At 75.1% G+C, this 25,178-nt stretch carries 25 protein-coding genes; 9 read left to right on the plus strand and 16 right to left on the minus strand.

Features of this window, described 5'->3' with window-relative positions:
- The first annotated feature begins 20 nt into the window (after nt 1-20).
- Complete coding sequence (locus tag ACZ5GH_RS16530) at nt 21-1,259, plus strand: tyrosine-type recombinase/integrase (RefSeq protein ID WP_464334587.1); 1,239 nt, start codon at nt 21-23, stop codon at nt 1,257-1,259.
- 81 nt (nt 1,260-1,340) lie between these two features.
- Here ACZ5GH_RS16530 and ACZ5GH_RS16535 read toward each other — a convergent pair whose 3' ends face one another.
- Nucleotides 1,341-2,099: a phosphoglyceromutase gene (locus ACZ5GH_RS16535; RefSeq protein WP_387752783.1), complete on the minus strand. Its 759-nt coding sequence runs from the start codon at nt 2,097-2,099 to the stop codon at nt 1,341-1,343.
- 175 nt (nt 2,100-2,274) lie between these two features.
- Here ACZ5GH_RS16535 and ACZ5GH_RS16540 point away from each other — a divergent pair, with 175 nt between their 5' ends.
- Complete coding sequence (locus tag ACZ5GH_RS16540; RefSeq protein ID WP_464334588.1) at nt 2,275-3,576, plus strand: MDR family MFS transporter; 1,302 nt, start codon at nt 2,275-2,277, stop codon at nt 3,574-3,576.
- A 9-nt stretch (nt 3,577-3,585) separates the two neighbouring features.
- On the opposite strand, the gene ACZ5GH_RS16545 is transcribed toward ACZ5GH_RS16540, so the two are convergent.
- Nucleotides 3,586-4,149: a type III secretion system chaperone family protein gene (locus tag ACZ5GH_RS16545; protein WP_387752779.1), complete on the minus strand. Its 564-nt coding sequence runs from the start codon at nt 4,147-4,149 to the stop codon at nt 3,586-3,588.
- A 54-nt stretch (nt 4,150-4,203) separates the two neighbouring features.
- Entirely contained in the window at nt 4,204-5,574 is a 1,371-nt protein-coding gene (gene mshA, locus ACZ5GH_RS16550; RefSeq protein WP_464336837.1) for a D-inositol-3-phosphate glycosyltransferase, read from the minus strand.
- Between the two features lie 214 nt (nt 5,575-5,788).
- On the opposite strand from mshA, the gene ACZ5GH_RS16555 reads away from it, so the two are divergent.
- Entirely contained in the window at nt 5,789-6,622 is an 834-nt protein-coding gene (locus ACZ5GH_RS16555) for a methyltransferase domain-containing protein (RefSeq protein ID WP_464334589.1), read from the plus strand.
- A 191-nt stretch (nt 6,623-6,813) separates the two neighbouring features.
- Here ACZ5GH_RS16555 and ACZ5GH_RS16560 read toward each other — a convergent pair whose 3' ends face one another.
- Entirely contained in the window at nt 6,814-7,374 is a 561-nt protein-coding gene (locus ACZ5GH_RS16560; protein WP_387753184.1) for an O-acetyl-ADP-ribose deacetylase, read from the minus strand.
- Between the two features lie 237 nt (nt 7,375-7,611).
- On the opposite strand from ACZ5GH_RS16560, the gene ACZ5GH_RS16565 reads away from it, so the two are divergent.
- On the plus strand, nt 7,612-9,108 hold the full coding sequence (locus tag ACZ5GH_RS16565; protein ID WP_387752774.1) for a PP2C family protein-serine/threonine phosphatase: 1,497 nt from the start codon (nt 7,612-7,614) through the stop codon (nt 9,106-9,108).
- Between the two features lie 147 nt (nt 9,109-9,255).
- On the opposite strand, the gene ACZ5GH_RS16570 is transcribed toward ACZ5GH_RS16565, so the two are convergent.
- From ACZ5GH_RS16570 to ACZ5GH_RS16605, 8 genes are all read right to left on the minus strand, one after another.
- Nucleotides 9,256-9,606 carry a DUF2516 family protein gene (locus ACZ5GH_RS16570; RefSeq protein ID WP_387752772.1) on the minus strand — a complete coding sequence of 117 codons (351 nt, stop codon included), beginning with the start codon at nt 9,604-9,606 and terminating at the stop codon, nt 9,256-9,258.
- A gap of 117 nt (nt 9,607-9,723) precedes the next feature.
- A complete protein-coding gene (locus ACZ5GH_RS16575) occupies nt 9,724-10,239 on the minus strand; it encodes a hypothetical protein (RefSeq protein ID WP_387752769.1) in 516 nt (171 codons plus the stop codon).
- Nucleotides 10,240-10,241: 2 nt separating this feature from the next.
- Nucleotides 10,242-10,649: a helix-turn-helix domain-containing protein gene (locus ACZ5GH_RS16580; protein WP_387752766.1), complete on the minus strand. Its 408-nt coding sequence runs from the start codon at nt 10,647-10,649 to the stop codon at nt 10,242-10,244.
- Between the two features lie 141 nt (nt 10,650-10,790).
- Entirely contained in the window at nt 10,791-11,594 is an 804-nt protein-coding gene (locus ACZ5GH_RS16585) for an alpha/beta fold hydrolase (RefSeq protein ID WP_464334590.1), read from the minus strand.
- Between the two features lie 98 nt (nt 11,595-11,692).
- The gene (locus ACZ5GH_RS16590; protein ID WP_464334591.1) at nt 11,693-12,790 is read right to left on the minus strand and encodes a DNA polymerase III subunit beta family protein; all 1,098 of its coding nucleotides are present in this window, start codon (nt 12,788-12,790) and stop codon (nt 11,693-11,695) included.
- A 34-nt stretch (nt 12,791-12,824) separates the two neighbouring features.
- Nucleotides 12,825-13,829, minus strand: a complete 1,005-nt coding sequence (locus ACZ5GH_RS16595; RefSeq protein WP_464334592.1) for an RNA polymerase sigma-70 factor — start codon at nt 13,827-13,829, stop codon at nt 12,825-12,827.
- A 33-nt stretch (nt 13,830-13,862) separates the two neighbouring features.
- A complete protein-coding gene (locus ACZ5GH_RS16600) occupies nt 13,863-14,063 on the minus strand; it encodes a hypothetical protein (protein ID WP_387752758.1) in 201 nt (66 codons plus the stop codon).
- On the minus strand, nt 14,060-17,209 hold the full coding sequence (locus ACZ5GH_RS16605) for an SNF2-related protein (protein ID WP_464334593.1): 3,150 nt from the start codon (nt 17,207-17,209) through the stop codon (nt 14,060-14,062). Before ACZ5GH_RS16605 ends, ACZ5GH_RS16600 begins: the two co-directional genes overlap by 4 nt.
- 204 nt (nt 17,210-17,413) lie before the next feature.
- Here ACZ5GH_RS16605 and ACZ5GH_RS16610 point away from each other — a divergent pair, with 204 nt between their 5' ends.
- Entirely contained in the window at nt 17,414-18,028 is a 615-nt protein-coding gene (locus ACZ5GH_RS16610; RefSeq protein ID WP_464334594.1) for a YceI family protein, read from the plus strand.
- A gap of 79 nt (nt 18,029-18,107) precedes the next feature.
- Here ACZ5GH_RS16610 and ACZ5GH_RS16615 read toward each other — a convergent pair whose 3' ends face one another.
- Nucleotides 18,108-19,082: a LysR family transcriptional regulator gene (locus ACZ5GH_RS16615; RefSeq protein WP_387752751.1), complete on the minus strand. Its 975-nt coding sequence runs from the start codon at nt 19,080-19,082 to the stop codon at nt 18,108-18,110.
- Between the two features lie 114 nt (nt 19,083-19,196).
- Here ACZ5GH_RS16615 and ACZ5GH_RS16620 point away from each other — a divergent pair, with 114 nt between their 5' ends.
- Nucleotides 19,197-20,582: an MFS transporter gene (locus ACZ5GH_RS16620; protein WP_464334595.1), complete on the plus strand. Its 1,386-nt coding sequence runs from the start codon at nt 19,197-19,199 to the stop codon at nt 20,580-20,582.
- Nucleotides 20,583-20,591: 9 nt separating this feature from the next.
- On the plus strand, nt 20,592-21,071 hold the full coding sequence (locus tag ACZ5GH_RS16625; RefSeq protein ID WP_464334596.1) for a macro domain-containing protein: 480 nt from the start codon (nt 20,592-20,594) through the stop codon (nt 21,069-21,071).
- Between the two features lie 91 nt (nt 21,072-21,162).
- Here ACZ5GH_RS16625 and ACZ5GH_RS16630 read toward each other — a convergent pair whose 3' ends face one another.
- Entirely contained in the window at nt 21,163-21,735 is a 573-nt protein-coding gene (locus tag ACZ5GH_RS16630) for an N-acetyltransferase family protein (protein WP_464334597.1), read from the minus strand.
- Between the two features lie 180 nt (nt 21,736-21,915).
- Between ACZ5GH_RS16630 and ACZ5GH_RS16635 the strand changes: the two genes are divergently transcribed.
- Complete coding sequence (locus ACZ5GH_RS16635) at nt 21,916-22,734, plus strand: TetR/AcrR family transcriptional regulator (RefSeq protein WP_401112920.1); 819 nt, start codon at nt 21,916-21,918, stop codon at nt 22,732-22,734.
- Between the two features lie 79 nt (nt 22,735-22,813).
- On the opposite strand, the gene ACZ5GH_RS16640 is transcribed toward ACZ5GH_RS16635, so the two are convergent.
- Together ACZ5GH_RS16640 and ACZ5GH_RS16645 are read right to left on the minus strand one after the other, a co-directional pair.
- Complete coding sequence (locus ACZ5GH_RS16640; RefSeq protein ID WP_464334598.1) at nt 22,814-24,094, minus strand: GNAT family N-acetyltransferase; 1,281 nt, start codon at nt 24,092-24,094, stop codon at nt 22,814-22,816.
- A 40-nt stretch (nt 24,095-24,134) separates the two neighbouring features.
- A complete protein-coding gene (locus tag ACZ5GH_RS16645; protein WP_464334599.1) occupies nt 24,135-24,653 on the minus strand; it encodes a GNAT family N-acetyltransferase in 519 nt (172 codons plus the stop codon).
- Nucleotides 24,654-24,776: 123 nt separating this feature from the next.
- On the opposite strand from ACZ5GH_RS16645, the gene ACZ5GH_RS16650 reads away from it, so the two are divergent.
- Entirely contained in the window at nt 24,777-25,100 is a 324-nt protein-coding gene (locus ACZ5GH_RS16650; protein ID WP_464334600.1) for a hypothetical protein, read from the plus strand.
- Nucleotides 25,101-25,178: the final 78 nt, after the last annotated feature.

Here is a 25,178-nt window from a genome sequence, read left to right on the forward strand (position 1 = left end):
TCGAACCCGAGGAGCGGCCCATGGCCGGACACATCCAAGACCGCTGGTACAAGACCGAGACCGGCCCCGACGGCAAGCCCCGCCGCGTCCGCACCGACCGCTACGGCACGGGCAAGCGCTACCGGGCCCGCTACGTCGCCCCGGACGGCACCGAGAAGAGCAAGAGCTTCCCCGACCGCCAGAAGCGGCTGGCGGAGGAGTGGCTGGCCCGGATCGAGGCGGACATGTCGCGCGGGCAGTACCTCGACCCGACGACGGCGAAGACCACGTTCCAGGAGTTCGCCGAGCACTGGCTGAGGAGTCAGACCAGCGATCCGAACACGCAGGCCTCGATGCAGTCCCAGCTCCGGAGGCACGCCTTCCCGCGGATCGGGGCCCGGCCGCTCGCGTCGTTCCAGCCGAGCCACATCCGGGAGTTCGTGGCCGAGCTGGAGACCTCCGGCATGTCCGGCTCGTACGCCCGGGTCATCTTCTCCAACGTCCGGGCCGTGCTGAGCGCGGCCGTGGACGACGGGTTCCTGCTCCGGAACCCGTGCGCCGCGCAGACCGTGCGTCCGCCGGTCGTCGGCTCCCGGCGGGTCGTCCCGTGGGAGCCGGAACGGGTGTTCGCCGTCCGGGCGGGCATGACGGAGCGGTACCGGGCCACGGTCGACGTGGGCGCCGGCTGCGGGCTGCGGCAGGGCGAGATCCTGGGCTTGGCCGTGGACGCGCTGGACTTCGACGCCAGCACGATGCACGTCACCCAGCAGCTCAAGCTGAGCCGGAGCAAGCCGGTCTTCGCGCCGCCGAAGGGCGGGACGCTGCGGAGCGTGCCGCTCCCCCGGCCGGTGGCCGACACGCTCAGGGCCCACATGGAGCGGTTCCCGCCGGTGGAGGTCACGCTGCCGTGGATGCGGGTCGGCGGGCCGCCGGTCACGAAGCGACTGATCTTCACCAGCCTGTCCGAGTCGATCGTCTGGCGCGGTGTGCTGAACGAGGACCACTGGAAGCCCGCGCTGGCCGCCGCCGGGGTCATCCCGAAGCCGGGCAAGGGCGAGTCCTACGCGTCCGCCCGGGAGCACGGAATGCACGCGCTCCGGCACTTCTTCGCGTCGGTGCTGCTGGACGCCGGAGAGAGCATCAAGGCGGTGAGCGAGTACCTGGGCCACGCCGACCCGGGGCTGACGCTGCGGGTCTACGCCCACCTCATGCCGGACAGCCGGCACCGGGCACGGAAGGCGATCGAAGGGGTCTTCGCACCCCAAGATCACGAAGGCTGACGGCCCACAGACGGCCCGGGAATGACAACGGCCCCTCACCAGCGCCAAACGCACAGGTGAGGGGCCGTTTCGGCAAGCGGCTTACTTCTTGCCCTGGTTCTTGACGGCCTCGATGGCGGCCGCGGCGGCGTCCGGGTCGAGGTAGCGGCCGCCCTGGACGACGGGCTTGAAGTCGGCGTCCAGCTCGTACACCAGCGGGATGCCGGTCGGGATGTTCAGGCCGGCGATGGCCTCGTCGGAGATGCCGTCGAGGTGCTTGACCAGCGCGCGCAGGCTGTTGCCGTGGGCGGTGACCAGGACGGTCTTGCCGGCGGCGAGGTCCGGGACGATGGCGTCGTACCAGTACGGGAGCATCCGCTCGACGACGTCCTTCAGGCACTCGGTGCGCGGACGCAGCTCGCTCGGGATGTCGGCGTAGCGGGCGTCGCCGGCCTGCGAGTACTCGGCGTCGTCGGCCAGCACCGGCGGCGGGGTGTCGTACGAGCGGCGCCACAGCTGGAACTGCTCCTCGCCGAACTCGGCCAGGGTCTGGGCCTTGTCCTTGCCCTGGAGCGCGCCGTAGTGGCGCTCGTTCAGCCGCCAGCTGCGGCTGACCGGGATCCAGTGCCGGTCGGCCTTGTCCAGGGCGATCTGCGAGGTGCGGATGGCGCGGCGCAGCAGCGAGGTGTGCAGCACGTCGGGGAGCAGACCCTCGGCGGCCAGGAGCTCGCCACCGCGGGCGGCCTCCTTCTCGCCCTTCTCGTTGAGGTCGACATCGACCCAACCGGTGAACAGGTTCTTCTGGTTCCACTGGCTCTCGCCGTGGCGGAGCAGGATGAGTCGGTACGTCGTGTCAGCCATGGCCCCCAGCTTAGTGGGGGCGGGAAAACCCCTGGTGGGGACCTTCGACCTCTGGGTAATGTGTGCCGCGCGCATCTGCCACTTACATGCGTCGGCTGACCGGGCCTGCCGTACCGCTCAGCGGACGCCTGCCCTCGGGAGCCCCCACATGCTCGTCACCGCCCGGTTCCGAAGAATGGTCCAGGAAACGGCGGGCGGGCTGCCGCGCCAGTTCTGGTGGCTCTGGGTCTCCACCCTGGTCAACCGGCTCGGCGCCTTCGTGGTCACCTTCCTGGCGCTCTACCTCACCAGCAGCCGCGGGTACTCGGCAACCTACGCGGGCCTGGTCGCCGCCCTGTTCGGCCTCGGCTCGGCGGTCTCCTCGATCATCGCCGGGGTGCTCACCGACCGGGTCGGACGCCGTCCGACCCTGCTCGCCGCCCAGCTCGGCACCGCCCTGTTCACCGCCGTGCTCGGCTTCACGGACGGGCAGGTGGCGATCGCCGTGGTGGCCTTCCTGGTGGGGTTCTGCAACAACGCCACCCGGCCCGCCATCTCGGCGATCATCGCGGACATCGTCCCGGCCGCCGACCGGGTCCGCGCCTACTCGCTGAACTTCTGGGCGATCAACCTGGGCTTCGGCCTCTCCTCGGCCGTCGCCGGTCTGATCGCCACCCACGGGTACCTGACGCTCTTCCTGCTGGACGCCCTGTCCACCGTGCTCTGCGCGGTGGTGATCTTCATCAGGATCCCGGAGACCAGGCCCGACGCCCCGGCGGGCGCGAAGGCCGACGGGCCGGCGGTCGGTCTCGGCACCGTGTTCCGGGACAGCCGCTTCATGGCCGTGGTCGGCCTCACCCTGCTGCTCGCCCTGGTGCTGCAGCAGGGAGCCACCACCCTCGCGGTCGACATGGGCCGCCGGGGGATCACGTCCACCGAGTACGGCCTGGTCATCGGCCTGAACGGGCTGCTGATCGTGCTGCTGCAGATCCCGCTCACCCGGTGGGTCGAGAACCGCAGCCGCTCGGCCATGCTGGCGGCGGCCGCGCTGTTCATCGGCTGGGGGTTCGGGGTGACGGCCCTGGCCGGATCGTCCGCGTGGTTCTACGCCTTCACCGTGACGGTCTGGACGATCGGGGAGATCCTCTACACCCCGACCCTGATGGGTCTGATCGCCGAGCTGTCGCCGACCCACGCCCGCGGGCGCTACCAGGGCGTCTACTCGCTGTCCTGGTCGCTCGCCTCGTTCCTCGGTCCGGCCGTGGGCGGCGTGCTGCTGGAGCGGGCCGGCAGCGTGGTGCTGTGGGGCGCGTGCGGGGTCTGCGGCACGGTCGCCGCGGTCGGCTACGTGCTGCTGGGCGGGCGGACCGGCGCCGCGAAGGGCACCGGGACCGACGAGGTCGTGGCGGTTCCGGCGCCCGCGGCGGAGGCCCTTGCGAAGCCGAAACCCGTCGCGGAGCCGGTCGCACGGCCCGCGAAGGCTCCGACGGGCGCCTGACCGGACGGGTCAGCCGGCGTCCGGGGTGCCCGGGGCCTCCCGGCTGTCCTGGGCACCCGCAGGCGGGGCCTGCGGCGCGGCCAGGTGGGCGAAGGCGGCCAGGTTGCGGGTGGACTCCCCGCGCTTGGTCCGCCACTCCCACTCGCGCCGGATCGCCGTGGCGAAGCCCAGCTCGAGCAGGGTGTTGAACGGCTCGTCCGCGTTCTCCAGCACCGTCCCGAGCAGCCGGTCCACCGACTGCGGGGTGAGCGCCTCCAGCGGCAGCCGGCCGGCCAGGTAGACGTCGCCGAGCGCGTCGACCGCGTACCCGACGCCGTACATCCGGGTGTTGCGCTCCAGCAGCCAGCGGTAGACGGCCTCGTGGTTCTCGTCCGGACGGCGGATCACGAAGGCGTTCACCGACAGGGTGTGGTCGCCGACCCGCAGGGCGCAGGCGGTGCTCAGCTTCCGGGTGCCCGGGAGGGCCGCCACCAGCGTGAACGGGTCGGCGGCGGCCGGCTCCCAGGCCACCCCGGCGTCGTCCAGGGCGGTGCGCAGGAGGGTCAGGGCCTCGTCCTTGGTGCGGATTGCCATGGAGGTGACGTTACTCGCCGGTACCGGGCGGGCGCAGCCCGAGCCGCCCGGCGCTCAGGCCAGTCGGCGGCGGGCCGCGGCCGGCCGGCCGGCCGGGCGGGCCATGCTGCCGGCGTACACCTCGGCGGTGGTCGCCGCGGCGGTGTCCCAGCCGAAGCGGGCCGCGTGCCTGGCCGCCGCCTCACCGCGCCGGGCGACCAGGGCCCGGTCGGTGACGTACGGCTCCAGCGCGTACGACCAGTCCACCGGGTCGTGGCCCTGCACCAGGGTGCCGGTCTCGCCGTCCCGCACCGCGACCGGCAGGCCGCCGACCGCGGCCGCCACCACCGGGGTGCCGCAGGCCTGAGCCTCCAGCGCGACCAGCCCGAAGGACTCGCTGTACGAGGGCGTCACCAGCGCCGTCGCCGCCCGGTACCAGTCCGCGAGCTGCGGCTGGCCGACCGGCGGGTGGAACCGCACCACGTCGCAGATGCCCAGCTGGGCGGCGAGCTTGTGCAGGCTCTCCGGCCGGGCCAGCCCGGTGCCGGACGGCCCGCCGACCACCGGCACCACCAGGTTCTCGCGCAGCTCGGGGCGGCGGTCCAGCAGTGCGGCGACCGCCCGCAGCAGCACGTCCGGGGCCTTCAGCGGCTGGATCCGGCCGGCGAACAGCAGCACCGCGGCGTCCTGCGGCAGGCCCAGCCGGGCGCGCGCGGCGGCGGGCGCCGACGGGGCGCCGGGGCGGAAGACGTCCAGGTTGACCCCGGGGTGGACGACGGCCAGCTGGTCCGGCCGGGCGGCGTAGTGCAGCGCCAGCTCGGCGGCCTCCTCGGTGGTGTTGGCGATCAGCCGGTCGGCCGCCTCCACCACCTGGGTCTCCCCGATCACCCGGGCCGCGGGCTCGGGCGTGTCGCCCTCGGCCAGCGCGGCGTTCTTGACCTTCGCCATGGTGTGCATGGTGTGCACCAGCGGCACCCCCCAGCGCTGCGCGGCCAGCCAGCCGACCTGCCCGGAGAGCCAGTAGTGCGAGTGCACCAGGTCGTAGTGGCCGGGGCGGTGGCCCGCCTCCGTCCGCAGCACCGCGTGGGTGAAGGCGCACAGCTGGGCCGGCAGGTCCTCCTTCACCAGGCCCTCGTACGGCCCGGCGGTGACGTGGCGCACCAGCACGCCCGGGGCCAGCTCGACCGTCGGCGCGTCGTCCGAGCTGATCGACCGGGTGAACACCTCGACCTCGATGTTGAGGTCGGCCAGGCGCTTGGCCAGCTCGACGATGTACACGTTCATCCCGCCGGCGTCCCCGGTGCCGGGCTGGTGCAGCGGCGAGGTGTGGACGCTCAGCATCGCGATCCGGCGCGGGCGACGGCGGCCGGGGACGAGCGACTGGAGCCGGCCGCGCGCGGGGGCGGCGGGCTGGACACGGCGTACCGAACGGACGGGGTGCTGGATCACCTGGCTGAAGCCTCCTCTGTGCGGCCCGTCGAGGCGGTCCGTCCGGGCCGCCCGTTGTCCGGTGTGCGCTGCCCCGTCCGGGCACACATCACCACCAGTGTGCCAACCACACGGACCGTGTCCGGCATTCCCGCCCCGGCCCCCGGCCCGAGCGGCCGCCATCGCCCCAGGTCAGCGCGGTGCCGCCGAAGGTCCGACTACCCTTCTGGGCATGGCTGCCTCCTTCGACCCCGCTCCCGCCGCGCCCGCCCGCGGACGGACCGGGCGCCCGGTGGGGACGGTCACCCGGGGCACCACCAACACCAACCGGCTGCGCCGGATGGACCGCTGGATCGCCCACGCCCTCGGCCGTGCGCTGCGCGCCGCCGAGCGCCCGCCGGTCGCGGTGGACCTCGGCTACGGCGCCGCGCCGTGGACCGCCGTCGAGCTGGCCGGGCGGCTGCGCACGGTGCGGCCGGACGTCCGGGTGGTCGGGATCGAGATCGAGCCGGAGCGGGTCGCCGCCGCGCTGCCGTACGCCGAGCCGCCGCTGCTCACCTTCCGGCGCGGCGGCTTCGAGGTGCCGCTGGACGGCGGTGCGCCGGCCCAGCTGATCCGGGCGGCCAACGTGCTGCGGCAGTACGACGAGTCGGCGGTGGCCGGGGTGTGGGAGCGGCTGTGCGCGCGACTCGCCCCGGACGGGCTGCTGGTCGAGGGCACCTGCGACGAGATCGGGCGGCGGCACGTCTGGGTCGCGCTCGGCCCGGAGGGGCCCCGGACGGTGACCTTCGCGGCCCGGCTGGGCGGCCTGGGCCAGCCCTCCGACCTGGCCGAGCGGCTGCCGAAGGCACTGATCCACCACAACGTGCCGGGTCGGCCGGTGCACCGCTTCCTGACCGACTTCGACCGGGCCTGGGCGGCGGCCGCGCCGTACGGGGCGTTCGGGGCGCGGCAGCGCTGGGTGGCGGCCTGCACGGCGCTCGCGGGCAGCTGGCCGCTGGTGGACGCGCGCGGCCGGTGGTGGCAGGGCGAGGTCACGGTGCCCTGGTCGGCGCTCGCCCCGTAGCGGGCAGGGGAGCGCGCGGGGGCCGGTGCGCGCCGGAGCTGGTGAGCGACCCGATACATTCACTCGAACGAGTTATCGAATATCTATGGCGTGTTGACGCCCCGGCACGCCACGATGGACCGACCGAGCGGCGGCACCCCACACCGCCCGGCCCGCACCACGACCCCGCACACCACGACCCCGCCGCGCCGTCAGCCGTCCCGCTCGGACAGCTCCCGCCAGGCCCGTTCGAACACCTCGTACATCTCCGACCCGAACAGCACGAACCGCACCTCCGTCAGCTCCGCGCCCGCCTCCGCGTCACCGCCGCCCAGCACCTCGGCGACGGTGCCCAGCGCGATCCGGGCCGCGTCCGCCGGCGGCCAGCCGTAGATCCCGGCCGACACCGCCGGGAAGGCCACCGTGCGCGCGCCGAGCTCCGCCGCGGTGCGCAGCGACTCGCGATAGCAGGAGGCCAGCAGCTCCGCCCGCTCCTCGTACTCCTCCGCCCGGTACACCGGCCCGACGGTGTGCACCACCCACCGGGCCGGCAGCCGTCCGGCGGCCGTCGCCACCGCCCGGCCGGTGGGCAGCCCCTTGCCCCAGTGCGAGGCGCGCAGTCGGCGGCACTCCTCCAGGATCCGCGGCCCGCCCTTGCGGTGGATCGCGCCGTCCACCCCGCCGCCGCCCAGCAGGGACGAGTTGGCGGCGTTCACCACCGCGTCCACCGCCTGTTCCGTGATGTCACCCTTCACCAGGGTGATCCGTGCCACCATCTCCCGTTCCTCCCCCGGGCCGCCCGGCAGCCGCCGGGACGGGAGCCGAGTCGTCGTCCGAGTCCAGACACCACACCGCCACCGGCGTGGCAATAACCACAACGGCGCCGGTCGGCCAGAGAAATCCCCGGAGATCACGTTATGGTCGCGAGAAGTTCCCCGACGCGCGGTGCCAGGCGGGCACCGCGGACGGACGTCGACCGTTACGCAGTCGGGGAAAGGGAGGAACGATCGATGCCCGCAACGGGAGACGGGCGGGCACCTGGTGCCGCGGACCTGCCGGGCGCCCACGACGGCGCCCGCGTCGGCCATGCCCGCAGCCACGCCACGACCGGACCGGCCACGGCGACTCCCCCGATACCCCACCCCCGCTCGCGGGCCGCGCACGCCTCCCACCCGTCCCACGTCCCCGACCCGGCCGGCCCTCCGGCGGCGGACGGGCCGGCCGACGACGGGCCGCTGCGGCTGCTGGTCATCGAGGACGACGCCTCGGACGCCCAGCTGATCAAGGCCGCGGTGGCCGACAGCGGCGCCTCGATCGAGATCCACTGGGCCCGCGGCCTGGACCAGGCCACCGAACTGCTCTCCCCGCCCGCCCCCTGGGCCCGGCGCGGGCGCTCCCGCACCCCCGAGTTCGGCTGCGTGCTGCTCGACCTCGCCGCGCCCGCCGACCTGCCACACCCCTCCGACGCCTCGGACGGGCTGGAGGGCCTGCACGAGCTGCTCCGCCGCGCCCCGCACACCCCGGTCGTGGTGCTCACCGACGCTGCCGGGGCCGAACTCGGCGCGGCCGCCGTCGCGGCCGGCGCCCAGGACTTCCTGCTCAAGCACGAGACGGACGGCCCGCTGCTCGCCCGCGCCCTGCGCTACGCCGTCGAGCGCAAGCGCGCCGACGAGTCCCAGCGGCGCCTGGTCGAGGCCGAGTTGCGCGGCCAGGAGAACGCCCGTCTCCAGCGCCACCTGCTGCCCACCCCGCTGCTCGACGGCGCCGGGCTCTCCTTCACCCGGCGCTACCGCCCCGGCCGCCGGCGCGCGCTGCTCGGCGGCGACTTCTACGACGCCGTACGCACCGACGACGGCGCCGTCCACGTGGTGATCGGCGACGTCTGCGGCCACGGCCCGGACGAGGCCGCGCTCGGCGTGGCGCTCCGGATAGCGTGGCGCACCCTGGTCTTCGCCGGCCTCACCGGCGAGGCCCTGCTCACCACCCTCCAGCACGTGCTGGAGCACGAGCGGCGCAGCGACGAGATCTTCGCGACGCTCTGCATGCTCGTCATCGAGCCCGGCGGCACCGGCAGCGACCTCGACTCGCTCGGCGCCGGCGAGCGGGCCCGGCTCTACCTCGCCGGGCACCCGGCGCCGCTGCTGCTCGGCCGGGACCACGAGCCGGTCAGCCTGCCCGCCGACCTCGCCGGGCCCGCGCTCGGCCTGCTGCCGTGCCACGACGGGCAGGCCGCCTGGCCCGCCCACGAGGTCGAACTGCGGCCCGGCTGGCGGCTGTTGCTCTACACCGACGGGCTGATCGAGGGCCGGGTCGGGGCCGGGTCCCGCCGGCTGGGCCAGGACGGGCTCGCGGACCTGGTCGGCGACCACCAGGCCGCCGGACTGACCAGGGGGCGGCTGGTCGACAGCGCCATCGCCGAGGTCGAGGAGCTGAACGGCGGCGCGCTGACCGACGACGTCGCGGTGCTGCTGCTGGAGCGCAACCCGGTGCAGCTGATCCTCGGCTGACGGCCCGCCAGGCGAGTGGTCCGGCAGCCGGCGGTCCGGCGGCCGGGCGGTCCGGTAGCCGGACGGTCGGTCAAGCGGCGGCGGAGCAGACGACGGCCCGGGCGGGTGAACTCCCCGTCCGGGCCGTCGCGTTGTCCGCTGCCGCGCCTACCAGGGGCCGTACGGCCCGGTGTTGCTCCGGCCTCCCTGCCCGCCGCCGCCGGTCAGCGCCCGGATCGCCGGGCGGACGTCCACCACGTAGACGATCGAGGCGACCAGGCCGGCCAGCGTGCCGATGCCGGTGAAGAAGTTCACCCCGAACAGGAGGTCCCAGCCGAAGGAGACCGCCAGGATCGCCACCCAGAAGCCCTTGGTCTTCTTGTCGGCCGCCCGGTAGGCGTCCTCCCGGCGGGTGGCCGCGTCGACCAGGGCGAACAGCTTGTAGGCGAGGATGGCGACGGTCGCCCACCAGACCGGGTTCAGGTAGGAAAAGGCCAGAATCTGAAACACTCCGACCATTTCGATCTCCTCTGCTCTCGACTCCGGCGCTGCGACCGCCGTCCATCCTGGCACGACGACCGTCCGCGACGGGGTCAACGTCCCACGGTCACCTGTCGTGCCCCACGGGGCGCGAGGTCACTCCGCGGCGTCGGCGGCGTTCTTGCGGGCCCGGGCGGACTTCTTCGGCGCGGGCTCGGCGGCGCCGTCCGTCACCGGCTCGGCCTCGATCCGCTCCACCACCACCTCGGGCCGCCCGGGCTCCTCCGGCGCGGCCGGGCGGGCCTTGTCCACCACGACCTTGCCGCGCTCGGCCAGCTCGTCGTACGTCTCCCTGGCCTTCACCGCCAGCTCGACCGCACGGGCCACCTGCTGCAGCGCGAAGCCCTGGGCCCGCTCCTGCAGCGCCTTGAAGTCGGTCGGCAGGGTGGTGACGGTCTCGGCGACCTTGGCCTGCGCCCCGGTCAGCAGCGACTGCGCCTCGTGGAGCGTGGCCGTGGCCTTCTCCTGCGCGCCCTTGCGGTCCGCCGCCAGCGCCTCGACCCGGCCCGGCACTTCGCGCAGCTTCTCGTACGCGAGGTCCCCGGCGCCGGCCAGGGCGTACAGCGGGGTCGGGTCGCTGAGGGTCTTCTTGATCTCGTCGGTGATGGGCATGGTTACCGGTCCTCCCGGTGGGTGTTCTGGGTGGCTGGGCCGTCGGTCGGCGCGGTGGGGGCCGACGCGGCGTTCTCCTTGAGGAAGGCGTCGTAGACCGCGAGCAGCGCCTGCTTCTGCTGCTCGTTGATCAGCGGATCGGCCAGGATCGAGGCCCGCAGTTCCAGGCCCTCTCCCCGCCGCTCCTCCAGGATCCCGGCCTGGACGTACAGCGTCTCCGCCGAGATCCGCAGCGCCTTGGCGATCTGCTGGAGGATCTCCGCGCTCGGCTTGCGCAGCCCGCGCTCGATCTGGCTGAGGTACGGGTTGGACACGCCGGCGGCCTCCGCCAGCTGGCGCAGCGAGTACTGGGCGTTGCGGCGCTGCTCGCGGATGTACTCGCCCAGCGAGCCGACGTTCAGTGAGGCCATGCGGACAGCCTGCAACACCCCGCTTGCAAATGCAAGCAGGGTGCTAGCGGCAGCAAACGCGCCGGGCGCGAGGCGGCCCGGGCGGCAGGCGGGAAGACGGGGACGGCGGCGGGAGGCGGGCGCGGGCGGGCCGGTCGCCGGTCAGGCCAGGTGGGCGAGGAGGAGTGCGGTGAGCCGTTCGGGGGTGCGCAGCGGGAGGTAGTGGTCGGCGTCCGGGACGAGGTGGCCGCGGGCGCCGGGGATCTCGGCGGAGAGCCGCTCGGCGATCGCCGCGATCTCCGGGTGGTCGCGGTCGCCGTGGACGACCAGGGTGGGGGCGGTGACGGTGCCGAGGAGCGGCTCGGCCGCCCGGGCCGGGGCGCCCGCGAGGTGGTGCTCACTGACGATCCGACGGGCCGCGTTCTCCTGGACCATCGCCGCGATCAGCTCGCCGCCCGGCGCGCCGGGGCCCATCGCGGCCCAGACCGAGAGCTCCAGCTCGGCCAGCGCGGCCGCGTCGCCGCGCCGCCGGGCCTCGGCGTAGGCCGTGGTCTCCGGGGACGGCGGCCAGTCGTGGCCGCTGACCGAGGCGCCGACCAGGCCGAGCGCGGTGACCCGGCCGGGGTGGGCGAGGGCGAAGTCCAGCGCGGTCTCCCCGCCCATGCTCAGGCCGACCAGGGCTGCGCTGCGCAGACCGGCGTGGTCCAGCACGGCGCCCAGGTCCGCGACGTCGTCGAAGGCCCGCTCCGGCGAGCTGGAGCGGCCGAGGCCGCGGGCGTCGTAGCGGATCACGTCGTGGTGCCGGGAGAGCGCCGGGGCGACGGCGTCCCACAGCCGGGAGTCCATGCCGGCGCCGTGCAGCAGCACCACCGGGCTGCCGGTGCCGCGGCGCTCCGCCCACAGCCGGCCGCCGCCGGGGGCGGGGACGTGGAGTTCGGAGGCGGGGGGATCGGGGTGCGGGCTCATGCGGTGATCCTTCCAGAGCACTTCCGGAGTCCCTCCGGAGTCCTTCCGGATTCCCGCCGGCTGACCGGCTGACCGGCGGGGCCGGCCGGCCCCGCCGGTCAGCCGGACTCGGGCAGCCGGATCGGCATCAGGACGGAGAAGGTGCCCGCCCGCCCGGGGTTGCGGACGGCCAGCGGGGCGATCGGGCCGCCGAGTTCGAGGAGCAGCTGCCCGGGCCGCCCGGCGTCGAGGGCGTCGAGCAGGAAGTCCCGGTTGACGGCCAGCCGGTAGCCCTCGGGGGCCGGGTCGTCGGCGACCGCCAGCCGGCCGTCCCCGCCCAGGGTCAGGACGGTGACCTCGCAGTCGGCGCCGCCCGGGCCGGAGGGCAGGGTCCGGGTGGCGCCGCTCTCCACGGCGGCGCGCAGGTCGGCGGCGGACAGGGTGATCCGGTGCTCGGGCTCCAGCCGGGCGACGGCCCGGTGGTCGGGATAGTCGAAGTCGAGAGCGGCGCCCTCGATCCGGTGCTCCCCGGCCTCGGCCCGGACCAACCCGCCGCCGAGGGTGAGCGCCACCTCGGCCGCCCCCGCGCCGAGCAGCGCGCGCAGCGCGTCCACCAGCGCGACGGGGACGACCGTGCCGGCCACCGGCCCCTCGGGCGAGTCGCCCGTGGCGGGCACCTCGGCGAAGGCCATCCGGTAGCGGTCGGTGGCGACCAGGCGCAGCACCGGACCGTCCGGTTCGAAGAGCACGCCGGCGAGCGAGGGCAGCTCCGGGTCCCCGCAGACCGCGAAGCGGACCGCGTCCAGGGCGGCCGCGAGGCCGTCGGCCGGGACGGTGAACCGGAGTCCGGCGGGGGTGGTGGTCATCGGCTGCTCCCTCTGGTCGATCATCGCGTGGATCAGGGAGAGCTCGCGGCGGGCGTCGGCGAGGCCGTCCTCCAGCCGGCGCAGGTGCGCGTCGAGCACCTGCCGGGCCTCGCCGCCGCCGGGTCGGGCGCCGAGCACGGCGCGGATGCCGGCCAGCGGCAGGCCGACCCGGCGCAGCCGGGCCAGCAGCCGGGCGTCGGCGAGCTGGCCGGGCCGGTACCAGCGGTAGCCGGTCTGCGGATCGACCCAGGCGGGCGTGAGCACCTCGGCGCCGTCGTAGTAGCGCAGGGTGCCGACGCCCAGTCCGCTGGCGCGGGCCAGTTCGCCGATGCTGTGCAGCTCGCTCTCCATGCCGGTGACTCTGCGGGCTCGACCTGGTCGAGGGTCAAGCCGGGCCGGGCCGGCCGGGGCCGTCACCGGGGGCGGGAGCGGGGCCGAGGCCGGCCAGGTGGGCCAGCTTGTGCGGGTTGCGGACGCCGCGGATCTCCGAGATCCGCACGGCGCCGTCGGGCTGCTCGGCGAACTCGAACACCGAGACGGAGTCGACCGCTCCGTCCACGGTGACCAGCACGCCGGGCTCGCCGTTGACCAGGACCGGACGGGCGCCGGCCCCCTCGCCGAGCCGCTGGAGCACGCCGAGGATGAAGCGGGCGACGTTCTCGGCGCCGGTGACCGGGCGCAGCGCCGCCCGGATCACCCCGCCGCCGTCCGTCCAGCTGACGACGTCGGGGGCGAGCAGGTCCAGCATCCGGTTGAGGTCGCCGCCGACGCAGGCCGCCAGGAACTCGTCGGTGGCCCGGCGGCGCAGCTCGGGCGGGGCGTCGTAGCGCGGCCGGCGGGCGCGCACGTGCGCGCGGGCCCGGCTGCCGACCTGGCGGCAGGCCGCCTCGGTGCGGTCCAGGGCCCCGGCGATCTCCTGGTAGGAGAAGCCGAAGGCCTCCTTGAGCACGAACACCGCCCGCTCCAGCGGGGACAGGCTCTCCAGCACCACCAGCAGGGCGACCGAGACGGTCTCGGCCCGCTCGACGCCGTCGGTCGCGTCCGGCTCGGTGACCAGCGGCTCGGGCAGCCAGGGGCCGACGTAGGACTCGCGGCGGACGGCGGCCGAGTCCAGCTTGTTGAGCGCGAGGTTGGTGACCGTACGGGCCAGGAAGCCGCCGGGGCTGGCGACCGGGCCGGTGACGCCGCTCCAGCGCAGCCAGGTGTCCTGGACCAGGTCCTCGGCGTCGGCGACGCTGCCGAGCATCCGGTAGGCGATGCCGAAGACCATCCGCCGGTGCTGCTCGAAGGCCGCCAGCCGGGGGTCGGCGGGCCGGGCTCCGCCGGCCGGGCCGGGGTCTCCCGTCGGCCCGGCCACGCGGGCCGGCCCGGTGTCGTGGGTGTCGGTCACCCGCGCGACGCTACCGCACGGTAGCCGCCGCGCTCAGCCCCGGAAGGCCTCGTAGGCGGGGGCGAGCAGGACGGCGAGGTCGCGGCCGTGCACGGTGATGCCGGAGCGGCCGAGGCGGCGCAGCGAGGGTTCGTCGGGGCCGTCCTCCTCCTCGGCGGGGACGGGACGCAGGGTGAAGTCGCCGCGCCAGTAGGCGGCGACGTTGACCGCGGGCGGTCGGGGGTCGTCGGTCACGCGTCCTCCTCGGCCACGGCGTCCTCCCGGGTGAGGGCGACCAGTTCGCGCAGTGCCTCGGCCGAGAGGTCGGTGAGCCAGTGCTCGCCCTCCCCCACCACCGCCTCGGCCAACGACCTCTTGGCGGCGAGGAGTTCGTCGATCCGCTCCTCGACGGTGCCGACGCAGACCAGTCGGCGGACCTGGACGTCCCGGCGCTGGCCGATCCGGAAGGCGCGGTCGGTGGCCTGCGCCTCGACCGCCGGGTTCCACCAGCGGTCCAGGTGGATCACCTGGTTGGCGGCGGTCAGGTTGAGGCCCGTGCCGCCGGCCCGCAGCGAGAGCAGGAACACCCGTGGCCCGTCCGGGGACTGGAAGCGCTCGACCAGCTCCTCGCGGCGCGCCCGGGACACCCCGCCGTGCAGGTGGAGCACCTCCTCGCCGAGCCGGCGCGCCAGGTACGGGCGGAGCATCGTGCCGAACTCGGCGTACTGGGTGAAGACCAGCGTGCGGTCGCCCTCGGCCAGCGCCTCCTCCAGCAGTTCGGCCAGCCGGGCGACCTTGCCCGAGCGGCCGCCCACCGCCGAGCCGTCGTGCAGCAGTTGGGCCGGGTGGTTGCAGACCTGCTTGAGCTTGCCGATCGCGGCCAGCACCGTGCCGCGCCGCTCCACGCCCCGGATGCCCTCGACCCGCCGCAGCAGGTCGGCGACCACGGCCTGGTAGAGGCCGGCCTGCTCGGCGGTGAGGTTGCACCAGACGGTCATCTCCTGCTTGGCGGGCAGCTCGGCCGCCACCGCCGGGTCGGACTTGACCCGGCGCAGCACGAACGGGGCGGTGCGGCGCCGGAGTTCGGCGGTGCGCTCGGGGCTGCGGTGCAGTTCGACCGGGATCGCGTAGCGCTCCTTGAAGCGCTCGGCGGGGCCGAGCAGGCCGGGGTTGGCGAAGTCCAGGACGGCGTGCAGTTCGGCGAGCCGGTTCTCCACCGGGGTGCCGGTCAGCGCGATCCGGTGCCGGGTGACGGGCAGCGCGCGGATCGCCCGGGACTGCGCGGTGCCGGTGTTCTTGATGTGCTGGGCCTCGTCGGCGACCACCCGGCGCCAGCGGATCGCGCGCAGGGCGGCGAGGTCGCGCTGGACCAGCCCGTAGGTGGTGATGACCAGGTCCACGCCCCGTACGGCCTCGGCCAGTCGCTCGGCGCCGAGGCGGTCGGCGCCGTGGTGGACGTACCGCCGCAGGCCGGGGGCGAAGCGCTCGGCCTCGCGCTGCCAGTTGCCGACCAGGGACATCGGGCAGACCAGCAGGGTGGGGGCGGCGGCGCCCTCGGGCCGCTCGGCGGCCTTCTCGGAGGCGAGCAGGGCGAGGGTCTGGACGGTCTTGCCGAGACCCATGTCGTCCGCCAGCACGGCGCCGAGGCCGAGCCCGGACATGGTCCACAGCCAGGCCAGTCCGCGCTCCTGGTACGGGCGCAGCACGGCCCGGAAGTCCGGCGGCAGCTCCGGCGCGGGGGCGGCGCCGGCCCGCCCGGCGAGCAGTTCGCCGAGCGGGCCGTCCGCGCGCACCGAGGTGACCGGCAGCCCGGCGACCGTCGCGTCCGGGTCGAGGGCGAGCCGCAGCAGCTCGGGGGCGGCGAGCACGCCGTCGCGCCGGTCGGCGAGGAAGGCGAGCGCGGCGGCGATCTGGGCCGGATCGGCCTCCAGCCAGGTGCCGCGCACCCGGACCAACCCCTGTTTGGCGGCGGCGAGTTCGGCCAGTTCCCGCTCGCTGAGCGGGTCCCCGTCCGGGCCGAGCGCGGCCTGCCAGCGGAACGCGACGACGGCGTCCCGGTCCACCTGGCCGCTGACCGCGAGCGAGCCGGGCGCGGGCCGGGTGGTGGCGCGCAGGGCGAGCCCGAGCCGGGGGCGGCGGCGCCACCAGGCGGGAAGCAGCACCCCGAAGCCGCCCTCGGCGAGGGCGGGCGCGGCGGTGCGCAGGAAGTCCAGCGCGCCGGCCCGGTCGAGCGGCAGGGCGGACGGACGGGCGCGGTGGCGCAGCCCGTCCAGGGCGGGCCAGCGGTGGGCGGCGCGGGCGAGTTCGGCGACCAGGACGTCGACCGGGTCGGCCGTCCTGCGGGCCAGCGCGGCGTGGGCGGCGCCGCCCTCGTGCAGGTCGGCGGCGCGGACCAGCAGGGAGGGCTCGTCCACGGCCTGGAGCAGGAACTCCAGCTGCCAGGCGTCGTCGGAGGGGCGGCCCTCGGGGTCGTCCTGGTCGGGGCCGAGCGGCTCGACCAGGCGGAAGCAGAGCCGCACCGCCGGGTCGACTGGCTCGGCGGCGGCGTACCAGGCGCCGAGCCGGCGGCGCAGTTCGGCGACCTCCCCGGGCGGGGCGCCGTCGAACCCCCCGTCGGGGGTGGCGAGGGCGTGCAGCCAGCGTTCGGCGACGGCCCCGGCCGCGCCGGGCGGTGGGAAGGGCGTGTCCGCCAGTGCGGCGCGGGCCTCGGCGTCCACCAGGGCGCCCAGGGCGGCACCCAGCAGCGCGTCGCCGCCGCCGGGCCCGTGCGGCCACTCCCCCAGCAGGACGGGCGGGCAGCCCGCCGCCAGGGCGGCGGCCTCGCGGCGGCCGGCCGGGGCGAGGTCGGGCCGCCACCGGGCCCGCGGGCGGCCGTCGGCGGCCCCGACCGGCAGCGGCAGCACCCGGCCGCGGCCGACCGTCCGCCAGGCGAGGTCGTGCACGCCGGTGAGCCAGCGCAGCGAGGGGCCGTGGACCACCTCGACCCGGCCGGCACCGGGCAGGTCGGTGCCGGTGACGGCCCAGACCGGGTCGAAGACCTCGCCGAGCAGCTGGGCGGCGGCCGCGGTGTCGAAGAGCAGCGCCGGCACCCGCCAGGGGGTGAGGACGGCGCCGCCGCGCGGCGGGGTGACCGGCAGGTCGGGAGAGGGGGCGGGGACGGTGCCGACGGTGGGCAGCAGCAGGGTGGCCCAGCGCTCGGGGGCCTGCCCGGCGAGCCAGCCGAGGCCCGGGCCGATGCCGCCGAGCACGGCGGCCAGCTCGCCGGCCGGGCAGGCGTAGGGGTGGGCGCGCGGGGCGGGCCGGCCGGGGGGCGGCTCGGTGGCGCCGGGGTGGGCGCGGGCGTCCTCGGCCCAGAGCGCCAGCTGCCCGTCCGCCCGCCAGAGCGCGTGCAGGACGAACATCGGAGGCCTTCCGGGCGGGGTGGAACCGTTCCTCGCAGGGGTGGAACCGTTCCTCGCAGCCTAACCGGGAGGGCCGACAGGGCCGGTCCGTTGAGCCGTCCGGGGGAAGCCGCCCCCGCATGGTTGAAAGTTGAACGAAATTGTCCTACGCTGGAGCCAACAAGTTGAAGCCTAAACAACTGGCTTCGAACCAAGGAGGAAGCCATGGGCCTGTTCAACCGCACCAAGACCGTCACCGCCCTCGCCGCGACCACCGTCCGGACCCCGGCCGGCCCGGACCTCGCCCACCTGACCGGCGACTGGACGATCGACAGCACGCACAGCGAGATCGGCTTCTCGGTCCGCCACGCGATGGTCACCAACGTCAAGGGCCGCTTCACCGAGTACGACGGCAGGCTGCACCTGGACGGGTCCCACCCCGGCAACTCCTCGGCCGAGCTGGTGATCAAGGTCGGCAGCGTCGACACCAACCAGGCCCAGCGCGACGAGCACCTGCGCACCGGCGACTTCTTCGCCGTCGAGACCCACCCGGAGATCCACTTCCGCAGCACCTCCGCGCAGCTGCTCGGCGGCGACTCGTACCGGATGACCGGCGACCTCACCATCAAGGGCACCACCCGCCCGGTCGTGCTGGACCTGGAGTACACCGGCAGCGCCACCGACGCGTACGGCGCCGAGCGGGTCGGCTTCGAGGGCAAGGCCGTCGTCGACCGCACCGAGTTCGGGCTGACCTACAACGCGGCCCTGGAGACCGGCGGCGTCCTGATCGGTGAGAAGGTCAAGCTCAGCTTCGACATCTCCGCCGTCAAGGCGGCCTGAGCCGACCTCCCCCCTGAGCACCGCCCCTGCCCTTCCCCCCGGGGCAGGGGCGGTTTCCTTCCCTCCCCCGGCGGGGCGGCTACGGCAGCAGCGCGGCGTCCGCCTCGGGCAGCCAGCTGCCCGCCGGGCGGCGCAGCCAGCCCTCCGCCGCGCCGAGCGCGCTCGCCGCGGCGGCCAGCGCTCGCAGCCCCGGGTGACGCTCGCCGGGCCGGTGCACCAGGCTGACCAGGCTCAGCGGCACCGGCTCCACCAGCGGGACGTGAACCGTCCCCGGGATCCGCGGGCCGCCGACGGTGGTCAGCATCGGATCGCCGTGCCGGACGAGGTAGCGGGCGGTCTCGTCCACGCCCACCGGCGGCACGTAGGGCGCGGCCGCCGTCAGGCCGTGCTCGCGCAGCAGCCGGGTGCCCAGGTCGGTCCACTCGGTGGTGGCCGGATTGCCCGCGCAGACGTCCACCGGGTGCCCGGCCAGCTCGGCCACCCGCAGCACCGGGCGGTCGGCCAGCGGGTGGGTGTCCGCCATCATCACCGAGACCCGCTCCAACCGCACCGGCAGCTGGACGAGCCGGCCGCGCACCGGGGCCGGCAGCCCGGCGAAGCGGCCGAAGGAGGCGTCCAGCCGGTGGGCCAGCAGTTCGGCGGCGGCCGCGGCCAGTCCGCCGTGGAAGCGGGCCAGCAGTTCGCCCTCCGGCCAGGCGGCGCGGGCCCGTTCGAGCACCCGGTCGGCGGTGAGGTCCGGGCCGGTGACGTCGCTGTTGAGGTCGAGCAGCAGCGGCCGGGCGGCGGCCCCGGTCAGCGCCCCGGCGAGGATCTCGTCGTGCAGGGCGAGGAAGCGGCGCGCCCGGGGCAGCAACCGCTCCCCGGCCGGGGTGAGTTCGACGCTGCGGGTGGTGCGGGTGAACAGCGCCTCGCCGAGCAGCCCCTCCAGCGCCCGGACGTCCCGGCTGAGCGCCTGCTGGGCGATGTGCAGCCGCTCGGCGGCCCGGCCGAAGTGCAGGGTCTCGGCGGTCGCGACGAAGCCGCGGAGCAGACGGGGGTGCAGGTCACGGGGCATGGGCGGAAGATTAACAACAGCGTGTTGTGAGTACGGCGGAACAGGTGTTGGACGGCCGCCCGCCGCCGGCGCCAGGCTGGGTGCACACCCCTTCCCCCTGCTCACAGGAGCCCGATGCCCCCGCGCGCCCTCCTCACCTCCTACCGGCGGCTGTTCGCGGCCCCCGGCGCCGCCGCCTTCACCCTGGCCGGGCTGCTCGGCCGGCTGGCGCTGTCGATGAACGGCGTCGCACTGGTGGTGCTGCTCTCCGAGCGGCGCGGCTCCTACGGGCTGGCCGGCGCGGTCTCGGCGGCCGGGCTGGTCGCCGGCGCCGTCGGGATGCCGCTGATCGGACGGCTGGTGGACCGTTACGGGCAGGCGCGGGTGACGGTACCGGCCGCGCTGTACAACGCCGTTCCGCTGACCGGACTGCTGCTCTGCGTCCGGCTCGGCGCACCCGACTGGACGCTCCCGCTCTGCTCCGCGGCCTGCTCGGCGGCCCCCAACCTCGGCGGCATGGCCCGCTCCCGCTGGGCCCACCTGTACCGGGACGACCCGGCCGCCCGGCACCTGGCCAACTCCTTCGAACAGGCGCTGGACGAACTCTGCTTCATGGCCGGGCCGGTGCTCGCGATGCTGCTCTGCACCACGCTCGCGCCGGAGGCCGGGCTGATCACCGCCGGCACCCTCGGCACCGCCGGCGCCCTGCTGTTCGCCGCCCAGCGGCGCACCGAACCCCCGCTGCCCGCCGCCCCGGCGCAGGGGCGGGAGGCGGCCGGCCGGCGGCACGGCTCCCCGCTGCGGGTGCCCGGACTGCGGGTGCTGGTGCTGACCTTCCTGGCGACCGGCATGGTCTTCGGCGCCACCGAGATCACCACCGTGGCGTACGCCGACGCGCTCGGCCACAAGGCCTCGGCCGGCCTGCTGCTGGCCCTGGTCGCGGCCGGTTCCTGCGTGGCGGGGCTGCTGTTCGGGCTGCTGACCCCGCGCCGGGCACCGGGTGCGCGCTTCCTGCTCGGCGCCACGGCGATGGCCGCGGTGCTGCTGCTGCCGCTCGCCGCCGGGCTGGGCGGGGCCGGGCTGGGGCTGCTGGGGGTGACGCTGTTCGCGGCCGGCACCGCCACCGCTCCGACCATGGTGACCGGGATGACGCTGGTCCAGGAACTGCTGCCGCAGCGGCAGTTCAACGAGGGGATGGCGATGGCGGTGTCCGGCATCGTGGTCGGCATCTCGGCCGGGGCGGCGCTCGCCGGGACGGTCGCCGAGCAGGCCGCGCCGGGCACCGGCTACGCCCTGCCCGCCGTGGCCGCCGGGGCCGCGCTGCTGATCGCGCTGGCGGGGCGGCGGCACCTGACGGTGCGCAAGGCGCCGGCCGCGGACGGCGCGGCGGGCACGGCGGCGGGCGAGGCGGTCGAGGGCGGCCAGGGCACGGCGCTGGACGGCGGCCGGAGCGGGGCGGCGGACGGGGGCCGGAGCGGGGCGGCGGAAAATGCCGAGCCGATTGTCAGTGGCACCCTCTAACGTCGAGGCATGGGGGAAATCACCTACGTCCGAGGCGATGCCACCACGCCCCAGGGCAAGGGCGTGAAGGTGATCGCGCACGTCTGCAACGACCTCGGCGGCTGGGGCAAGGGCTTCGTGCTCGCGCTCTCCAGACGCTGGCCCGAGCCCGAGGCGGCGTACCGACGCTGGCACCGGGAGCGGGCGAAGAACGGCTTCGGCCTGGGCGCCGTCCAGTTGGTGCCGGTCGGTCCGTACCTCTGGGTGGCCAACCTGGTCGGCCAGCGCGGCATCCGGACGGGGCGCTCCACCGGAGTGCCGGTGCGCTACGAGGCGATCGACACCGGGCTGGCCGCGCTCGGCGGCCACGCGCTCCGGCTCGGCGCCTCCGTCCACATGCCGCGGATCGGCTGCGGCCTGGCGGGCGGGCGGTGGGAGCGGGTCGAACCGCTGGTCACCGCCCGGCTGACGGCCCGGGGCGTCCCGGTGACCGTCTACGACTTCGACTGACCGGAACGATCCGGCGGTCCCTCCACCGATCCCTTTCCACCGACCGTCTCCATCGGTCCGTTCCCACCGATCGACTCCCCCGGTCCGTTTCCTACCGGTCCGTCGGCTCCGGCCGACCGGCCCCGACCGCCACGCGAGCGGCCGGCCAGGCGTACACGTACTCGGGCAGCAGGAATCCGCCGGGGAACTCGCCCTCCTGCTCCCGCACCCGCTCGGCGCCCTCGCGCTCGTAGAAGGCGATCGCGCGGGTGTTGTCCCGCAGCACCTCCAGGAAGAGTCCGGCCCCGGGGTGCCGCTCGGCCACCCGGGCGCGGGCCGCGGTCAGCAGCTCGCGGCCGATGCCGCCACCGTTCAGGCCGGGGCGCACGTGCAGGTTGTCGATCAGCACCGCGCCGTCCGGCTGCGGGACGAGGTAGATGAACCCGACCGTCGCACCGGCCCGTTCGGCCACCAGGAGCTCCGGGGTGTTCTCCGGCTCCCCGTAGTCGGCGTCCAGGCGGAGTCTCCACAGCTCGCGCCGCTGGGCGACCATTCCGTCGCCCAACCCCTCCTCCGGGACGATCCCCCGGTAGGCGGTGCGCCAGCTCAGGGCGTGCAGTTCGGCGACGGAATCGGCGTCCTGCGGTCCGCCGCGCCGGATGAGGGTCTGACCTGAACTGATCATGTGACCAGCCTCCCACAGAGAAGGAGTTGAACATGTTCAACCGATACGACTACAGTTCTGCTGGGTTTTTGAACGCGTTCGAAATGAGGGGGGTCGTCGTGGTACCGGATGCGGAGGGGGCATCCGGTACCACGAGCACCGACACCGGGTGGAACGTCGTCTCCGGCTAGGCTCGTGCTCGTGGACGACCTGGCAGCGACGAACCGAACGGACGGCGAGAACGGCACGGCCGGGGCTCCGGCCGTGCCCGGACCGGAGGGCGGGCCCGGGCCGGAGACCGGGCCCCTGCCCGGCGGCCGGGCACAGCCGAAGACCGACAAGAGTGAGGCGACCCGGGCGCTGATCCTGGAGACGGCCATGCGGCTGTTCCAGGAGCGGGGCTACGAGAAGACCACCATGCGCGCGATCGCCACCGAGGCCGGTGTCTCGGTGGGCAACGCGTACTACTACTTCTCGGCGAAGGAATTCCTGATCCAGGGGTTCTACGACCGGATGACCTACGAGCACGCGGCCGACGCCAAGCGCCGCATGGCCCACACCCGGGACTTCTCCGAGCGGTTGCAGATCGCGCTGGCCTCCTGGCTCGACACGGCCGCGCCGTACCACGAGTTCTCCGCGCAGTTCTTCCGCACCGCCGCCGACCCGACCAGCTCGCTGAGCCCGTTCTCCAACGAGTCCCACCCGGCCCGGGCGACCGCCGTGGAGCTGTTCCGCGAGGTGCTCCAGGGCTCCGAGCTGGCGCCCAAGCTGGATGCCGAACTGGTCGAGCTGCTGCCGGACGTGCTCTGGCTGCACCTGATGATCGTGGTGCTCTACTGGGTCTTCGACCGCACCCCGGACACCGAGCGGACCAGGGAGTTCGTCCGCCGCTCGACGCCGCTCGCGGCCCGGGTGATCAACCTGTCCCGCTACCGGGTCTTCCGGCCGATCGTCCGTGACGCCAAGGGCCTGATCCAGGACTTCATCCTCCCCACCATCGGCAAGACGGCGGTCAAGTAGCACCCGGACGAGCAGCACCCGACGACGGAGGAGGCCGGCCCGCGACGAGCGCGGGCCGGCCTCCTCCACGTGGACGGCCTCAGAACTCGGTCGGCGACCAGGCCCGCACCGGGGTGCGCAGCAGCAGGTCGGCGGCGAACGCCGCGCCCGGGCGCAGCTCGGTGACCAGCGCGGCCGAGGCCAGCCTCGACGCCGTCTCGGCGCCCAGGTAGAGCGAGCCCAACTCCGAGGCGCCGAGCGCGAGGTCGGCGTCGTCCGTGGTGCGGGCGCACCGACCGGTGCCGTCCTCGGACACCTCCAGCGCCCAACGGCCCGAGGCGTAGCCCAGCTTGTCGTCGACCTCCAGCACCACCCGGCCCGGGGCGCCGTACGTCCTGGCGGCGAACGCCGACTCGACGTCCAGCACCCGCAGCCACATCAGGTCCGCGTTGTCCTCGTGCGGGGTGGCCGCGCGCGGGTCCTGGAGGAGCAGCGGCAGCGGGTCGTCGGGGCCGAGGTTGGGCACCTCGACCCGGGCCACCCAGTCGACCGAGAGCACCAGGCGCCACAGCTCGACGGAGGTGGGCAGGTCGTGGGCGAGGAACTCCTCCACGGTGAGCTTGCAGTCGGGGTAGGCGCCGTCCCACTTGTCGCCGATCCGGTAGACCACCAGACCGGTGACAGCGCCGTCGGCGTCCCGGTGGACGGCGGCGAACGGCTCCTTGAACTCGTTGCCCGGCGTACGGACCTCCCCGACGGTGCGCTCCCACCAGAGCGCGTCGCGGTCGATCGCGCCCGGCTGGGTGTGCCGCCAGCGCTCGTACAGCGCGGCCCCCAGCTCGCGCAGCTCCGGCATGGTCACGAAGTCGATCCGGCCGCCGGGGACGCCCGGCAGCCCGTCGCGCAGCCCCCGGGTGCGGCGCAGCTCGATGTTCCAGCCGCCGCCACGGGTGGCCGGGCCGAAGCCGAACCGGCCGTAGATGTTGTACTCGGCGGCCATCAGGATGGCGACCGCGCTGCCGCGGTCGGCCGCCGCCGCGAGGTCCCGGCGCATCATCGCGCTGAGCAGGCCCCGGCGGCGGTGGGTGGCGCTCACCGTGACGTTGGTGATCGCGTCGGCCGGGACGACGGCCCCGCCCGGAACGGTCAGCTCCGCGTCGAAGCTGCGGAAGGTCGCGATCTGGCGGTCGCCGTCGAGGCCGGCCAGCATCCGGCCCGGCACCCACTGCCGACGGCGCAGGTCCGCCGCACTGCCCAGGTCAGGGCGCAGGAAGCCGAGGTCGAGCGCGCGGCCCCAGGCCTCCACCTCGTCCTCGGAGACCGCCCGGACCTGGAGCCCGTTCACGGTGTCGACGGTCGTGTGATCGATGCTGCTGCCCATGGGGCCACCGTACGGCGGCCCTCCGGGTGGCGGCATCCGATTATTCCGTGCCCGACCCGACGTGCTCGCCCGGCACCACCACCCAGTGGTTGGCGCGCAGGACGCGGCCCGCGAAGTCGATGTCCCGCTCGCCGAGCAGCCGGAAGCCGAGCGCCCGGCAGATCCCGTTGGACGGCCCGTTGGTGACCCCCGGGTTGGCGTGGATCTCGCCCCAGTGACCGTTCGCGGCGGCGTCCAGCACCTGGCGGACGGCCGCCTTGGCGAGGCCGCGGCCCTGGTGCTCGGGCAGCACCATCCAGCCGATCTCGGAGACCGTCACGCCGTCCTCCTCGTCCGACCAGAGCGTGACGGTGCCCACCGCCTCGTCGTTCTCGGCGCCGTCCGGCACGATCATCCTGACCCAGGGGCCGTCGGCGGCCGTCAGGGCGAGGTCCTTGCGCAGCCGCTCCTCCACCGCCTCCCGGGGCAGCGGGCCGCCCAGCTCGGCCATCATCACCGGGTCGCAGCGCATCCGGACGTACGCCTCGACGTCCTCCGCCCGAACATCCCGCAGTCGCATGACGCCTCCTCAGTGCCGGTCCGGGCGGCCACGTTAACGCGGCCCACCGACAGTGGCGCCCGGGCAGCCCGGGCTGGCATCCTCGTGCCGGTTCAGGCACAGACGATCTGCTTCGGGGGAACCATGGAGGACCGGTACGTCCGCGAGCTGGAGAAGTACGAGGGCCGGGCGCTGGCGGCGAAGCTCGTCGGCGGGCTGACGGTCGCGGGCTGGCTCTGGGCGCTCTGGCTGGTCTTCCTCCCGGGCGACGGGCTGTGCGGCTCCCCGGCCTCCTACGAGCCGACCGGCTTCCACATGGCGGAGGCCTGCGACTCCGAGATGATCGGCCGGATCGGCAGCGCGTTCGCCGTCCTCCTGGTGTCGCTCCCGCTCGCCGCGCTCTGGGCCTGGACCGTGGTGCGGCTGCGCGACAGCCGCCGGGAGGCGGCCGCGCTGTCCGGCCGGTAGCCGGTGCCGCCCGCCGGGCCCCGGCGAGGGCGGGCCGTCGGACGTCGGGCCCGGCGAGAGCGGGCGGGCGGCGGGTGC

This window comes from Kitasatospora sp. Xyl93, from assembly GCF_055383135.1.